We start from the raw sequence: 15,559 nt of genomic DNA on the forward strand, positions 1-15,559 counted from the left end.
GGAACTGCTTTGGTAGTGAATGGTTTGGTGTGCAAAGAACTCTAATAGGCCAAGGTAGATGAAAAAAGCACTGATAACAGGGATTACCGGGCAAGATGGCTCTTATTTAGCTGAATTTTTATTGGCGAAAGGGTACGAGGTTCATGGGGTTAAAAGAAGGTCCTCTTCATTTAATACGAGCCGCATAGATCACTTGTACCAAGGGCCGCAAGATGATAGTAGAAGGTTTTTTCTTCACTATGGCGACCTTACCGATACGAGCAATTTGACCCGAATTCTTCAGGAGGTGCGGCCTGATGAAATCTATAATTTGGGTGCTCAGTCACATGTTGCGGTCAGTTTTGAATGCCCTGAATATACTGCAAATGTGAACGGGCTTGGAACCCTCAGAATACTTGAGGGGATGCGTCTTCTGGGGTTGGATAAAACCAGGTTTTACCAAGCCTCAACATCGGAGCTTTACGGTGCTGCCAAAGCTTCCCCTCAGAATGAAAATACTCCTTTTTACCCTCGTTCTCCATACTCAATTGCAAAATTGTTTGCTTATTGGACTGTGGTCAATTTCCGCGAGGCCTATGGCTTATATGCTTGCAATGGAATCTTATTTAATCACGAGTCATCACGGCGTGGTGAAACTTTTGTTACTCGAAAGATAACCCGGGGTTTGGCAAATGTTGCCCAAGGTTTAGAGCGTTGCTTGTATTTGGGGGAGCTGAATGCACTGAGGGACTGGGGCCATGCTAGGGACTATGTTGAAATGCAATGGTTGATGTTGCAGCAAGAAAGTCCTAGGGATTTTATCATCTCTACAGGGCTGCAATACTCCGTTCGGGATTTTGTTCGTAATTGTGCTCAGGAGCTGGGGATCGCGATAGAGTTTTATGGAGAGGGGCAGAAAGAGGTAGGTGTTGTTGCTTCAATTGTGGGAGAAGATGCTCCAGCAGTTAAGTGTGGAGATGTAATTGTTAAAGTGGACTCTCGTTATCTTCGCCCGACAGAGGTAGTGTCACTAGTAGGTGATGCCTCATTGGCTCGGCAAGAGCTGGGGTGGGCACCTAAAACAACCTTGAAAGATTTAGTTGGGGAGATGGTTAAGTATGATTTGAGGGAAGCGAAGCGGAATTTGTTGTTGGCTGGGAATGGTTATCGCACTGAGCCTATTTTTGAGGAGTAGTTAGTGAAATACTCCCAGAGAGTTTTTGTCGCAGGTCATCGGGGCATGGTTGGTTCGGCATTAATTCAGAGGTTGAGACCGGTAAAAAACTGTGAAGTCATTACTTGCCCTCGAGGTTCGCTGGACTTGACAGATACTGATGCTGTTTCTGATTTTTTTAATTCGGAGTCGATTGATACTGTTTATTTGGCTGCGGCAAAAGTGGGGGGCATATTGGCGAATAGCAAGCTCCCAGCTGATTTTATTTACCAGAATCTGATGATTCAGTGCAATGTAATCCATCAGGCTCACAAGGCCGATATCCAAAATTTACTGTTTATTGGGTCGTCTTGTATTTATCCAAGGGATTCCCCCCAACCGATACGGGAGCAGGACCTGCTTGGGGGCAGGTTGGAGACGACTAACGAGCCTTACGCTATTGCTAAGATTGCCGGAATTAAGTTGTGCGAGTCGTACTCAAGGCAGTATGGACGTAACTATCGCAGTGTTATGCCGACAAACCTTTATGGTCCACATGACAACTTTGACTCTGCAAATTCACACGTTATCCCTGCATTAATATATCGTTTCCATAAGGCCAAAAATGAAGGGCTGCAGAATGTCAGGATTTGGGGGAGTGGTGATGTTCGGCGAGAATTTCTGTATGTAGAGGATATGGTTGATGCGTTGGTGTTTGTAATGGGTTTGGAAGATCGAGTATATCGATCCGTGACAGAGCCTATGTGCTCCCACCTAAATGTGGGTACTGGGGTGGATTGCACTGTTAAGGAGCTGGCTTATTTAATCGCCGAGATCATTGGGTTTGAGGGAAATATTACATTTGACAGGTCAATGCCTGATGGTGTGCCGCGGAAGTTGCTAGACACCTCAAAGCTATCGAAGTTGGGGTGGGATTCCCAGACTTCCTTGGGGGTAGGGTTAAAGAAAACATACGACTGGTATAGAAGTATTTTACGTTGATCGAATGTCAGATATTGTAATTTGTACTAAAGTTCTCAAGAGAGGTTTTACTTTTCACGAAACGATAACTTGAGACTTTTTGTGATAAAAATAAGCCTGATAACGGTTTGTCTAAATAGTGCTGACACCATTCGCGACACAATACTATCCGTGTTGGCTCAAGATTATGCAAATATTGAGCATATAATTATTGATGGTGGCTCTACTGATGGCACGCTAGAGATAATATCTGAGTTTAAAGACCAAGTCGCGGCAGTTGTGTCTGAAAAAGACTCAGGTATTTATGATGCTATGAATAAAGGCATATGCCTGGCGTCTGGCGATATAGTCGGCACAATTAACTCTGATGATGTCTATTCTGATAGTCGTGTAATTTCAAATGTTGTTAATGAATTTTTAGTTTCGGGAGCCCAATCTGTCTATGCAGACCTGGAGATTGTGGCTCGCAATAATTTAAGCCAAAGAGTGCGTTTTTATGGCTCCAGTAAATTTAGGGTGTCTAAATTTCGCTGGGGCTGGATGCCACCCCACCCTACATTTTTTGTACGGCGTGACTGTTATAAAAAGCTAGGTTTATATAAAACCAATTACCGTGTTGCAGCAGATTTTGAATTGCTAGCTCGTTTTCTTCATCGGGATAAAATTAGCTTCAGGCGCTTGCCAAAATGTATTGTGAAAATGCGTGAAGGGGGTGTTAGTTCCCAGGGCGTTTGGGGGCGGATTCATCAAAATCTGGAAATTGTTAGGGCTTGCAAAGAAAATCATATCTACACAAACTTTTTTCTGATTCTATTCAAAGTACCTCTTAAACTGCTCGAATACACAGGAATTGGCCTTACCCATAGGCGGTGAAGGCCAACCTTTCCCTGTTTGATTTGAAGTGGCTCCTGTTAAGAGAAGAGTGAGGGCAGGGCGCTATCCGTTTCACTGGGTTCACTTTCAGGTTTCGCGTTCAGTAATAAGTCGACTATTGCTTTCACCTTATTGATGTCCAAAGGACTAGCCGGTGACTTGTAAATAGCGGCGTCCAGAACTGCTTGGAGCTGATCCAGCTCAGGGATGTTCAGTTGCCTCGCGGTCTCAGCCAAGCTCTTCCCATTTACTTGCGGCCACTTTGCAGCAAGCCACTTTAAAGTGGCTTGCTGGATATGGATGGGGTTCTCACTCTCCAGAGCTTTTTTAAGGGTACGGGTTTCACGTTGTAAATCGGGGGCCTGGGTGTGGTTGCTCGGTATTTGCTGGGCGGGTTTGCGCCTCTGAAAGAAAAAGTACAGCACCCAAAGTAAGTGAGAGGCAATCGCGATAATAGCCAGGTTGCGCCAAAAATGGCTCACAGCACCGACTTGTTCGGTGGGTGTAGCTGACTGAGGTACTTTAGCACTGGTTTCATTGTCGCTGGTTACTGCAGCAGCAGTACCGGAAACTGAGAAGCGGAATGCCGGTAGTTGAGTGGTGCGTTGTCGTTGGCTTTTTGTATCCCACCAGGTCACAGTGACGGGAGGAAGCTCGTAGTCCCCGGGTTGTGTAGCCACAATCGCGGTTGTCTCAATACGGCTTCCGGTAACGCCGTTGGGCCCAACCTGGTCTTCTTGTTGCGGTTGATCGGGGTAAGTTTTAAGGCCATCCACGTTGAGTTTGGGAAGTGGGGGCAACTGTGCGGCCCTGAGCCCTTCGGCACGTACGGTAAGAATTCGAGTAATAGGTTCGCCTACGGCAAAGGTGTCCGGGTCCTGGCTCCAGCTTTGAACAATGCCGAGACTGGCAGCGGGCAGCCATTGGCTGCCAGAGTAGTCAGCGGGTTTTGGCAGCACTTCAATAGACTTCTCCTGGGAGCGAAGTCGAAGCCTTTGGCTGTTGCGATTAAACAGGGAGAAGGGGTCCCTGCGCCCAGCGATGGCCACGTAGGTTAGTGCGGGAATGCTGAGCTTGCCTGAGCTATCTGGGAAAACGGCGTAGGTAACTTCGTAAACCGCATGGCTCACATCATTGAGCTTGCGCTCATATCGCTGCTCATCGACTTTTTCTGCATGAGCGCCGGCAACCTTGAGAGGCTCTGTTGCGATATCGTGTAAGCCGATAGTGGTGTACAGGCGAATTTTTACCAGCAGTTGCTCTTGGACATAGACCTTTTCCTTGTCGAGTGTTACTTCCAGAAAAGCCTGCTTTTCACCGCCGTTAGGTCCACTTTGCGCCTCGGTGACTGTGACGGGAACCGCATCGGAAACCTCTCCTTGATAGTTAAAAGAGGGGATAAACAGTTTGCCTTCCCGTTTGGGGGCTAGCGCCAGTACCCACTCGACAAAACTCTCTGCACGGCCATTGATAACGCGATACTGGTTGGACTGTTGGCGTGAGAGAATATCGAAATCCTGTTCCAACAAGTCAAAGTCCGGTTGTCCACCACTTTTGTCTCCTGAATAGCGCACACGTAAATTGACTGTCTCATCAATTCCAATCTTATCTCTATCGACCGTTGCGCTGAGATCGCTTGCTAAAACCGGTGTCGACAGACAAAGTGCTATTGCAATAAGTAGCAAAGCGAAGGCGTGGCTGAGTGGGAGGCTCCAAAGTTTTATTCGGTTGTTAATGATTGCGTCCATAGGCATTTTTGAAATCAGTGTCCTTGAATCCAGCGACATTGCTCTACTGTTCTTTACCATCTTTGTGTCGCCCCATTTTCCGGTGGCTCCCACTCTCCGCTGCGATAGGCACGGCGCCTTTGCAGGCTCTCGTATTTGAACTTCTCGCGCATCAGGCCGGCTGGATCATCGGGAATTTGACGGAGCCATTGGTCCAGGGCTTGTTGGGTTTCCTGGTCGAGTGGGCTTTCTTCAGCGCCAGTAGGTTGCGATTCCCCTTGCTGCGGCTGTTCTTCACCCTGTTGTTCGCCTTGCTGTTGTTGTTCGCTCTCCTGCTCTTCCTGGCCCTTTTCTTGGGAGCCCTGCTGCTCCTCACCTTGAGGCTGTTGCTCAGAGGACTCTGGTGAACCAGAGGGCTGTTGATTATTGCCCTGTTGTTGCTGTTCGCTGGACTGCTGTTCGTTGTTCTTAGCTTGCTGCTCTTGGTTTTGCTGTTGTTCCTGGCTCTGCTGCTGGCCCTGCTGGTTCTGTTCCTGCTCGCTTTGCTGCTGTTCACCGGACTGCTGTTGGGATTGCTGCTGTTTTTCTTGCAACTCTTTCAGCTTTTCAGCAATTTCCCGATTGTGCTCGGCATCGGCAAACTCGGGCTGCTTTTGCAGGGCTTCATCGTAAGCTTCGATAGCTTTATCGTAGTCCCCCTGTTGCACCAGGCTGTTGCCAAGATTGTACAAGCTCTGTGAATTATTACGTTGGGCGAAATTTTCCTGGGCCTCTGCGTAATTGCCTGCGCGATAGTTGGCAGTGCCTTTCCATTCGGGGTTGTGAAATTCTTGCGCGGCCTCTGACGGCTGTCCCTCTTCTAGTAGGCGCTGGCCCTGCTGGTCTTTGCGTTGCCATAAATCCTGCCACTCAATAGCCTGGCTTTCACTTGAAATTCCAGTTAGCAGTAGTAAGGGCAGTGCGCATGCCAGAGCTCCCCGACGGAAGAGTAGAGCTGCAAAAGGTAGTATTAAAAGGAGTAATAGCGGCCCTTCATCCCGCCATTGGTCGAACTCTCTTTCAGTGAGCTGCGCTTGTTGCGGGCTGTCAGTTTGAGGCAGTAAATAGTCGATATCGCTGTCATTTACCGTAATTTTGGCAAAACGCCCTCCGCTGGACTGGGCGAGCTGGCGAAGCTCACTGGCATCGAAATTGGAGATGACGATGGCCCCTTTACTATCAGTCACAAATCCACCGGTATTCCCCCGTGGGATGGGGCTGCCCTCGCCGCTGCCCACGGCGAGTATGCTCATCTCAACTTTTGCGTTGGACAGAGCTTTGGTGACCTCATCGGCGGCCATTGAGTCTATGCCGTCGGTAACGGCAAGTAATTGTCCGCGTCCTGCGGCTCCATCCTTTAACAGGCGAATCCCGGTATCGACGGCCATTTCGATATTGCTGCCGGGGACTGGCATGATTGAGGGCGATAACGCGGGTACCAGATTGGCGATAGTAGCCGTGTCCTCGGTAAGAGGGGTGACGACATGGGCTTCTCCAGCATAGGCGACGAGTGCGGTGAGGCCGTCTTTTCTCTGGCGCAAAATATCCAAAATTTTAAGGCGGGCGCGGGTTAGTCGATTGGGTGATAGATCTGTCGCCATCATGGACGGTGACAAGTCTAGCAGTATGACCAGGGCATCCTGGTTGCTGTACACCGGGGTTGGCAGCTTGCGCCAGGCAGGGCCGGCCAGAGCGATAATCATCGCGACCAGCAGCGCAAATATTAATGCGAATAACCAGGGTCTTTTACTGCCACCGCGCAGTAGAAGGTGGGGCAGCAGATCTGGGTCTATGACCTTTTGCAGTTGAGCGCTGTTGAGCACCATCTTTGCCAATCCCCAACAGAGTAGTGCTGCGGGAATTAGCAGCCACAGAACCCCAGGGCGCAGGAAGTGGAAGGATTGGATTAGGTCGAGCATATTCACTGGGCTTGACCTCCATTGTTACGACTTATCTCTTCTCGTCTGGCAGGGAGCTGAAAATTGCTCGCCAGGGGAATCAAGGCCCAAATTCCAGCCAGTAGTAGGGCGATACTAAGGGGCAAGGTGAACAGGGACTTCATGGGGCGGTAACTTTCCGCTTCTTGTTCGACAGGCTCTAACTTATCCAGTTCGGCATAGATTTCTGCCAGCTCCTGCGGGTTGTGGGCGCGGAAATAGCGGCCCCCGGTTTTGTCGGCGATTTCCTTGAGTGTCTTGCTGTCGAGGTCTCGCGAAGGGTTAATTCTGCGGCTGCCAAAACGGCTCCCCAGAAGGCCGGGTTGAACCATTTCGTCGGCACCAACACCGATGGTGTAAACGGTAATGCCCGCTTGCTGTGCCAGTTCGGCAGCTTTGAGTGGGGAGACTTCCCCCGCAGTGTTGGCGCCATCGGTGAGGAGTATCAGCACGCGTTGCTCTGCGGGGCGTTGGGTCAGGCGTTTGACCGATAGCCCAATGGCATCGCCGATGGCAGTTCCCTGTCCAGCAAAGCCGATCTGGGCCTCTTTTAGTAGAGTTTCTACCGTCTCTCTGTCGTAGGTAAGTGGGGCTTGCAGGTAGGCGCGAGTACCAAACAGTACCAGCCCCAAACGGTCACCTTTGCGCCGTTCAACAAAGTCACCAACCACTTGTTTTACTGCATTGATACGCATCGCCGGTCGGCCATTAATTACCATATCGGGCGTTTCCATACTGCCTGAAATATCTACGGCAATAAGGAGGTCCCTTGCGCTGCTGGGTTGAGATATCGGCTCCCCATACCACCGGGGGCGGGCTGCGGCGCTAATTAAAAGCAGCCAGATCAGAATCAGCAAAAACAGATTGAGCAGATTGCTTTGTTCACCGCCGCCACGTTGGGATAGCTCCGAATAAAATGGCACCTTCAGGGCGCTGCTCATGGGTTTGGAGCGGGGTAGCAGCCAGCGAGCGAGTAGCGGGAGTGGGGCTAAAAAGAAAACCCATGGCCAGGCGAATTCAAACATGCGCGGCCTCCCCGCCCTGGTGTTGTGGGCTGTTTTTGGTGGGTTGTCCGTGCTGCTTCACCCATAAAATGGCATATTCCTGTAGCACTCGGTTTTTGTCTGGGTCACAGCTGCCGCGATAGAGGTTTTCAATGAGTGCTTGTTGCGCATCAGAGGGGCACTCGAGTGGGGCTGACTTTTTCAGGAATTCGACCCATGCTGTGCCGATAAGATTGCCGCACTCTGTACGGCTATAGGTTGTAACTGCCACTCGCTTAAGTATTTCATTAATTTCTGGTACTGCATCCGCCTCCTCAGTATTTACTGCGGCGAGCAGTGAGGCTGCTTCAACACGATAGCGATTGCGTTCAATTTTTTTGCGCCGCTGCCGCCACCATAAGGCAGCGGCGGCCACACAGACAAGAATTAATACGGCCAACATCCACCAGCCTGGAGCGGGTGGCCACCAATTAACCGCATTGGGCTCTTGTATATCGCGGAGTTGCGATAACAATTCCTGGGCCTCGGGCGAAGGCGCTTGCGGTGTTGGGGATTGCATTTGTTTTGCCAGAAGACTTCCTTTTATCACGACTGGCCCTCAATTAAATTGCCAGTGCGTTTTGCCTTCGCTCCTTGGTTCGCCAAAACATTGGCGACTAGCTTTTTCTGCACTTTCAAACTCATTACTACTTGGGCCTTCTCGTATTTTGCCAGCCATTATTTCTTTGCCGCGAGCCGTAGACGGACATCAGTGCTGGAATAAGCGGTTGGGTGTTATCAAAGTCCAGCAATGGCAGCCGATAACGCCGGCACAGTTGTTCAACCTCGGCGCGGGCGCGGGCTTGCTTTTCGGCAAAATGTTCGTGTACCGGCCGATTGCCGGCATGAAGGAATGTGCGCTGGCGACCGTCAGATATAGTGAGGGATTGGCCGGGCAGATGTTGCTCCAGCGGGTCCGATACCCTCAGTACCTGGAGGTCGGCATGGCGGGATAAAAGATAGAGTGGCTGTGAGCAGCTCTCGTCGAGATCGTGACAATCACTGATTAAAAAGAGCGCACTACCGGGGCGTGCGATTCTTCGCGCTTCCTCCAGCAATGTTTTCAGTGTTTGGTTGCCCTGTTCGGGGATGGGGCTGTTCAGTTCCGCAGCGCGGGCAACCGTACTGTGGATCATCGAAAGTACGGCGTGGTGGCTGCGGCGCGGGCGCACTGTATCTATTTCCCGGTCGGAGAAAAGTAGCGCCCCGATCCGATCACTGTGCTGTAAGCCAGCCCAACCCAGGGCTGCAGCGATGCCGCTTGCCGTCACCGATTTAAATGCCCTTTGGCTGCCAAAAAACATCGGCGAGCGCAAATCCAACAGGATAACTACCGGGCGTTCGCGCTCCTCTTGGTAAAGTTTGGTGTGGGTTTGGCCGGTTCGAGCTGTTACGCGCCAGTCAATGGAGCGCACATCATCGCCTGCCTGGTAGTTCCGCACTTCCTCAAAATTCATGCCGCGGCCGCGATAGCGAGTGAGCAGGCTGCCGGCCTGATCACTGCGGGCCAGGCGCGGTTTGAATAATTGCAGCTGCCGTGCGGCGTAACGCATTTGCACCAGCGGCGTTACTTCAGGGTAAGCCCCGCGCAGTTCGAGCTCAGTTGGGGATGCTTCAGCGGACATCAGATCGCAGGCACCTGTTGAAGTAATCGCTCAATTACCTGGTCGGTAGTAATTCCCGCCGCTTCCGCCTCAAAACTCAACAGGAGTCGGTGGCGTAAAATATCGGGAGCGACATTCATCACATCATCTGGGGTGACGTAGTCGCGCCCGGCGAGCCAGGCGTGAGCGCGCGCGCAGCGATCCAATGCAATTGTTGCTCTCGGACTTGCACCAAAATCTAGCCATGACGCCAGCTCGCTGTCATACTTCGCCGGCTCGCGAGTAGCAATGACAAGTTGGACAGTATAGGTTTCCACGGCCTCAACCATCTGCATTTCCAGAATTTGGTTGCGCGCCTGAAGAATGGTCTCTTGGCTGATAATTTCAGTGGGGCGATTTTCGCCAAGGCTAGCCTCGGATCTGGCCAGGCGCAGGATTTTTGCTTCCGCCTCCGCATTGGGATAGGCAAGATTTACCTGCATTAGGAATCTATCTAATTGTGCCTCTGGCAGAGGATAAGTCCCTTCCTGCTCAATAGGGTTTTGGGTAGCCATTACCAAAAATAACTGGGGAAGGGGATAAGTTTTTCGGCCGACACTGATCTGCCGTTCTGCCATAGCTTCGAGCAGCGCCGACTGAACTTTGGCTGGCGCGCGGTTAATCTCATCGGCCAGTATCAGGTTGTGAAACACTGGACCTGGTTGAAAATGGAACTCTCCGGTTTCCGGCCGGTAAATGTCGGTGCCGGTAATATCCGCCGGAAGCAGATCTGGCGTAAATTGAACGCGATGGAAGTCACCCTCAATAGCTTCGCCCAGTGTTTTAATGGCCTTGGTTTTGGCCAGGCCTGGCGCTCCCTCCACCAAAAGGTGGCCATCGGCCAGCATGGCGATCAGCAATCGGTTAACCAATCTCTCTTGACCGATAATCTGCTTTTCCAACCAATCGCCCAAAGCGGCGATATGATCCCTAATAGTCTGGTTTGCTTCCATAGTATCTCTTCTTCTGAGAATTTAGCCGCCGCACGGACCTGGCTGGCTTTCTACCATCTATATATAGTCGCCGCCGAGAAGGTGGCGACTGATGATTTTAGCGGCACCAAATGAAGAGGCAACTCTTGAGACGTAGGCCTCTGCCGAGCCGACTAGATTCTGAGGTGGAATGGACTTCTCCTCACTGTCTGACTGAAAGTGTAATTTTTAGGACTCGACCCTGCAGCTGCGTATGGGCTGAGATGATGACCTTTTCGGATCTACAGTGTTTGGATTCGATGTGACAAAAATGAGATTGGGAGGTTCCCCGTGAATATGGCGACGGTTATTACCGACAGCCGTGAAGAATTAGTTGCGCAGATTTGCGAGCTGATTCGTGACAAGCTGACCAGCGAAGCCGAACCCGTTGTGGCTTTTGCCCAGCAGTTCCTCAATCAGTACCCATTAGAGGATCTGGCCGGTCGTCGTCTTGTTGACGTCTATGGCTGCATATACACCTGGTGGAACTTTATTCAACAGCGCCCGGGCGGCCTACCCAAGGTGAAGGTCTTTAACCCCCGCCTCGAAGACGATGGTTGGGAGTGCTCGCATACGGTCATTGGTGTGCTGCAGCGGGATATGCCATTTCTGGTGGACTCCATTCGCATGGAGATCAATCGCCGAAATACAGTGACTCATTCGATAAAGAGCACGGTAGTTCGAGTCGAACGTGATGCCAAGGGGAAACTGACTCGCCTGTTGCCGCCAGAGGAAGAGTTGCTGGGTGAAAAGCCACAGGCAAAAGGGAAGCACATTACGAACGAAGCGATGATTTATGTCGAGATTAACCACGATACTTCATCTGAGTTCGCTTCAGGCATGATGACTGGCTTAAAAGACGTACTCGGCGATGTGGAGCTGGTAGTGGACGACTATGTCCCGATGCTGGAAACCTGCAGCGCAATGGAGGGACAGTTACAGGCGGGACTTCCAGACGAAGATACCAACCTATTGGAAGCCAGTGCATTTTTACAATGGATGCGCGACGGTAACTTCACCTTCCTGGGGTATCGCGAATACGAGTTCAGTGTTGTCGGGGATAAAAAAATCCTCAATGAAGTTGAAGACCGCAGGCTCGGTATTTTCAAAAAGCTGGAAGAAGCCGCGCCGATGCTGGAAACCTCTTTTAGTGAGGGCAAGCAGCGTTTCTACCAAGGGCCCAATTACCTGACATTTGCCAAGTCCTCCGTTAAGTCCCGGGTGCACCGCACGGCCTATTCGGACTACGTGATGATTAAGCGCTACAACACCGAGGGCGAGGTGATTGGTGAAGCGGCGTTTATGGGGCTTTATACCTCGCCGGTTTACACCGAGAGCCCGGCGAAAATCCCGATTATTCGCCGCAAGATGGCCTCGATCATCGAGTCTAGCGGTCTCTCCGGGCAGGGGCACGATGGCAAAGCCCTGCGCCGGATTCTCGATACATTCCCAAGGGATGAACTTTTCCAGGGCAGCACCAAAGAGCTGTTTGACGTGGTAATGGGTGTGCTGCAGTTAAATGAGCGGGCTCACCTTCGCCTGTTTATGCGTCGCGACCCCTTTGGTAAATTCGTTACTGCCACGGTATACGTTCCCCGTGAGCTGTTTAACAGTGATGTGCGCGAGGTGATTTGCGCGCATATTGCCAAAGCGATTAATGCGAAGGACTCGGACTTCACCACTTTCTTCTCCGAATCCATTCTTGCGCGGGTTCATTTTGTTTTCCGAGTGTCCCCCGATGAGCCTATTGATTTTGATGTCGCGCTGCTGGAGGCGCAAATTGTGGATATTACCCGCTCCTGGGAAGATGTTTTCCAAAGATCACTAATTGAAAATAGCGGGGAAGAAGAGGGCAGTCGTCTCTATCGTACTTTTGGCCGCGCCTTCCCGGCGGGGTACCGTGAAGACTTTGAGCCTCGTATTGCGGTGCAGGATGTAGCAGCCGTTCAGAGCCTCAGTGAAGATAACCGGGTAGCAATGAGTTTCTACCAGCCGGTGGGGGCCGCTCAGGGCAGCCTGCGGTTCAAGGTATTCAACTGGGGCAGCGGCCTGACGCTCTCCGACGTGATTCCCGTGCTGGAAAATCTGGGTTTGCGGGTTATTGGTGAATTCCCCTATACGATTCGCCCCCGTGGCTATACCGATGTGTGGATGCACGAATTCCATCTGGAATTTGGTCTGCCCACCAAAATTGATGCGCAGGCATCCCGTGGCCTGTTCCAGGATGCGTTCGCGGCGATCTGGAATCACACGGCGGAAAGCGATGCCTTCAATCGCCTAGTGCTGGCCGCCCGCCTTAACTGGCGCGAAGTATCCATGCTTCGTGCCTACGCCCGTTATCTGAAGCAAACCAAGTCCGGTGCCAGCCAGAGCTATATTGCCGCTACCCTGGCCAGCCACGTGGATATCACCCGCAACCTGGTAGCCTTGTTTAGGGCGATGTTCGATCCCCGTTTAAGCACTGGTAAGCAGGAGCAGCCCCGTGTCGAGCGCTTGATCGCTAAAATTCACGATGGTTTGGATACGGTTGATAACCTGAATGAAGATTTGGTTCTGCGCCGTTATTTGGAATTAATCCTGGCGACCCTGCGCACTAACTTCTTCCAGGTGGATGATGAAGGGCAGCCCAAGGATTATATTTCGATCAAATTCAGTCCCCGGGATATTCCCGGCATTCCCGAACCCCGCCCGGAGTTTGAGATTTTTGTTTACTCCCCTCGTGTGGAAGGTGTGCACTTGCGCGGCAGTAAAGTCGCTCGCGGCGGCCTGCGTTGGTCTGACCGACTGGAAGATTTCCGCACAGAAGTTCTGGGCCTGGTAAAAGCCCAAGCGGTGAAAAATGCGGTTATTGTACCCAGTGGTGCAAAAGGTGGATTTGTCGTTCGACGTCCGCCTACCGATGGCAGCCGCGAAGCCATGATGGAAGAGGGAATCTCCTGCTACAAAACCTTTATTCGTGGCCTTTTGGATATCACTGACAATCTAAAAGATGGCGAAGTTGTGCCGCCCAAATACGTTGTTCGTCGGGATGAGGATGACCCCTACCTGGTAGTAGCTGCAGATAAAGGGACGGCGACTTTCTCAGATATTGCCAACGGCATTGCCGGGGAGTATGGCTTCTGGATGGGCGACGCTTTCGCCTCTGGTGGCAGCCAGGGATACGACCATAAGAAAATGGGTATTACAGCCCGTGGAGCCTGGGTATCGGTGCAGCGCCACTTCCGTGAGATGGGGGTGGATGTCCAGAAAGAGAACTTCTCTGTTGTCGGCATTGGCGATATGGGTGGAGATGTTTTTGGTAACGGCATGTTGCTGTCTGAGCATATCTGCCTGAAAGCGGCCTTTAACCACCTGCATATTTTTGTGGACCCCAATCCGGATGCAGAATCCAGCTTTAAAGAGCGCCAGCGTTTGTTCGCGTTGCCCCGGTCGAGCTGGAGAGATTACGAGCGCAAATTAATTTCCAAAGGTGGTGGTATCTTCGAGCGTCGCGCCAAGGCCATTGCTATTACGCCCGAAATGAAAGAAGCGTTTGATATCAAACAGGATCAACTGAACCCCAACGAGCTGATTAGTGCCTTGCTCAGAGCGCCGGTGGATCTGATCTGGAATGGCGGTATTGGCACTTATGTTAAGGCTACTACCGAGACGGACTCCGAAGTTGGTGACAAGTCCAATGATCACTTGCGCGTTGATGGTCGGGAGTTGCGTGCCAAAGTCTTTGGCGAGGGCGGCAACCTGGGTATGACCCAGCGTGGACGTATTGAGTTTGCTCTCAATGGCGGGCGTTGTAACACCGACTTTATCGATAATGCGGCCGGTGTGGATTGTTCTGACCACGAGGTAAATATCAAGATCCTTCTGGATAAAGTCGTTGCTCAGGGTGATTTGACTGAAAAGCAGCGCAATGAGCTACTGGATGGGATGACCGATGCTGTCGGTGAATTGGTACTGCACAATAACTATGAGCAAACTTTTGCCCTCAGTGTGGCGGAATATCAGGTTGCCAAGCGCCTGGACGAGTACCGCAGAACCATCAACACTTTGGAAGACGACGGCCGATTGAACCGCGCGTTGGAGTTTATTCCTGACAACGAGCAGATTTCTGAACGCGAGCACAAAGGGCAGTCCCTGACCCGCCCCGAATTATCGGTTCTAATTTCATACGTTAAGGTCAAGTTGAAAGAAGAGCTGCAAAATGCACAAATCACCGACAATGAGCGGGTGCGTTTTGCGGTTGAGTCTGCATTCCCGGAAAAATTGGTCGAGCGTTATCGCGACCAAGTCTATGACCATCCGCTGTTGCGCCAGATTGTGGCTACCCAGGTTGCCAATGAGATGGTTAACAGTATGGGTATCACCTTCTACAACCGTATCGGTACAGCTACTGGCGCCGATGTGAACGATGTAACTGCTGCTTACGTCAGCGCTCGCGATGTGTACGAGATGCACGACTTCCAGGAGCAGCTGGCTGCGCTGGACTACAAGGTGCCAGCAGAGCTGCAAACAGAACTGCTGAACTCGATGATAGGCCGTGTGCGCCGGGCAACCCGGTGGTTCCTGCGCAATCGCCGCAATGAGTTGGAGCCAGCTACCAACTGCGAGCTGTTCCAGGAGTCGGTACAGCGGGTTATTACAGCGTTGCCGCAGGTCTTAAGTGGCGAGCCCCTTAACGAATGGGAACAGCGCTACCAGAAGCTCCTGGAAGCAGGGGTGCCAGAGGCCCTGGCCCTGCTGTCGGCGTCGCCCACCTACCTCTACTCGGCACTGGGTATTTCCGAGTCGGCGCGAGCTAGCGATACGCCCGTAGAGGAAGTTGCCACGGTTTACTTCAGGCTGTCGGATGAGTTGAACCTGCATTGGTTTGGCAATCTGATCGTCGACTTGCCGGTAGACAGCTTCTGGCAGGCGCAGGCCCGGGAGACCAGTATGGATGACCTGGACAGCCAGTTGTCGACACTGGCGGTGAATATTCTCCGCTTAGGCAAGGCTGAAAATCTTGATGTAGAGGGTGCAATGTCCCGCTGGAGCGCTATCATGGCGCCCGCAATTCAACGCTGGCACAATATGATTGCCGAGTTGAAGTCTACTTCTGTCGGTGACTTTGCCATGTTCACTGTGGCTTTGCGCGAGCTAATGTATCTCGCCCACGCCACTGCGGACCGGGAAACTCTGGCAGAACAGTAGCGGAATAGAGCCCAGGGGCCGCTCAA

General features: G+C 51.7%; 10 protein-coding genes. 4 read left to right on the top strand and 6 right to left on the bottom strand.

All coding sequences use genetic code 11. From position 1 onward, the window contains the following. The first annotated feature begins 58 nt into the window (after positions 1-58). The 3 genes from gmd (at position 59) to ACJJI3_RS02510 (ending at position 2,986) form a co-directional block, all read left to right on the top strand. Complete coding sequence (gene gmd / locus ACJJI3_RS02500) at positions 59-1,174, top strand: GDP-mannose 4,6-dehydratase (protein ID WP_444941391.1); 1,116 nt, start codon at positions 59-61, stop codon at positions 1,172-1,174. A 3-nt stretch (positions 1,175-1,177) separates the two neighbouring features. Continuing rightward, entirely contained in the window at positions 1,178-2,134 is a 957-nt protein-coding gene (locus ACJJI3_RS02505) for a GDP-L-fucose synthase family protein (protein WP_444941392.1), read from the top strand. An 81-nt stretch (positions 2,135-2,215) separates the two neighbouring features. Then, positions 2,216-2,986: a glycosyltransferase family 2 protein gene (locus ACJJI3_RS02510; RefSeq protein WP_444897711.1), complete on the top strand. Its 771-nt coding sequence runs from the start codon at positions 2,216-2,218 to the stop codon at positions 2,984-2,986. A gap of 38 nt (positions 2,987-3,024) precedes the next feature. Here the strand turns inward: ACJJI3_RS02510 and ACJJI3_RS02515 are convergent, their stop codons facing one another. The 6 genes from ACJJI3_RS02515 to ACJJI3_RS02540 all read right to left on the bottom strand — a co-directional run bounded on the left by ACJJI3_RS02515 (position 3,025) and on the right by ACJJI3_RS02540 (position 10,328). Next, on the bottom strand, positions 3,025-4,794 hold the full coding sequence (locus tag ACJJI3_RS02515) for a BatD family protein (protein WP_444941393.1): 1,770 nt from the start codon (positions 4,792-4,794) through the stop codon (positions 3,025-3,027). After that, the gene (locus ACJJI3_RS02520) at positions 4,788-6,671 is read right to left on the bottom strand and encodes a VWA domain-containing protein (protein ID WP_444913393.1); all 1,884 of its coding nucleotides are present in this window, start codon (positions 6,669-6,671) and stop codon (positions 4,788-4,790) included. The genes ACJJI3_RS02515 and ACJJI3_RS02520 overlap by 7 nt, the downstream gene beginning before the upstream one ends. Before the next feature lie 2 nt (positions 6,672-6,673). Further along, positions 6,674-7,714, bottom strand: coding sequence for a vWA domain-containing protein (locus tag ACJJI3_RS02525; protein ID WP_444941394.1), 1,041 nt, complete (start codon positions 7,712-7,714; stop codon positions 6,674-6,676). After that, entirely contained in the window at positions 7,707-8,252 is a 546-nt protein-coding gene (locus tag ACJJI3_RS02530; protein ID WP_444941395.1) for a DUF4381 domain-containing protein, read from the bottom strand. The genes ACJJI3_RS02525 and ACJJI3_RS02530 overlap by 8 nt, the downstream gene beginning before the upstream one ends. Before the next feature lie 127 nt (positions 8,253-8,379). Next, positions 8,380-9,357: a DUF58 domain-containing protein gene (locus ACJJI3_RS02535; RefSeq protein ID WP_444941396.1), complete on the bottom strand. Its 978-nt coding sequence runs from the start codon at positions 9,355-9,357 to the stop codon at positions 8,380-8,382. Continuing rightward, on the bottom strand, positions 9,357-10,328 hold the full coding sequence (locus ACJJI3_RS02540; protein ID WP_444897706.1) for an AAA family ATPase: 972 nt from the start codon (positions 10,326-10,328) through the stop codon (positions 9,357-9,359). Before ACJJI3_RS02540 ends, ACJJI3_RS02535 begins: the two co-directional genes overlap by 1 nt. 315 nt (positions 10,329-10,643) lie before the next feature. On the opposite strand from ACJJI3_RS02540, the gene ACJJI3_RS02545 reads away from it, so the two are divergent. Next, a complete protein-coding gene (locus tag ACJJI3_RS02545; RefSeq protein ID WP_444942538.1) occupies positions 10,644-15,533 on the top strand; it encodes an NAD-glutamate dehydrogenase in 4,890 nt (1,629 codons plus the stop codon). Positions 15,534-15,559: the final 26 nt, after the last annotated feature.

Source organism: Microbulbifer maximicatervae (SeqCode) (assembly GCF_052466985.1).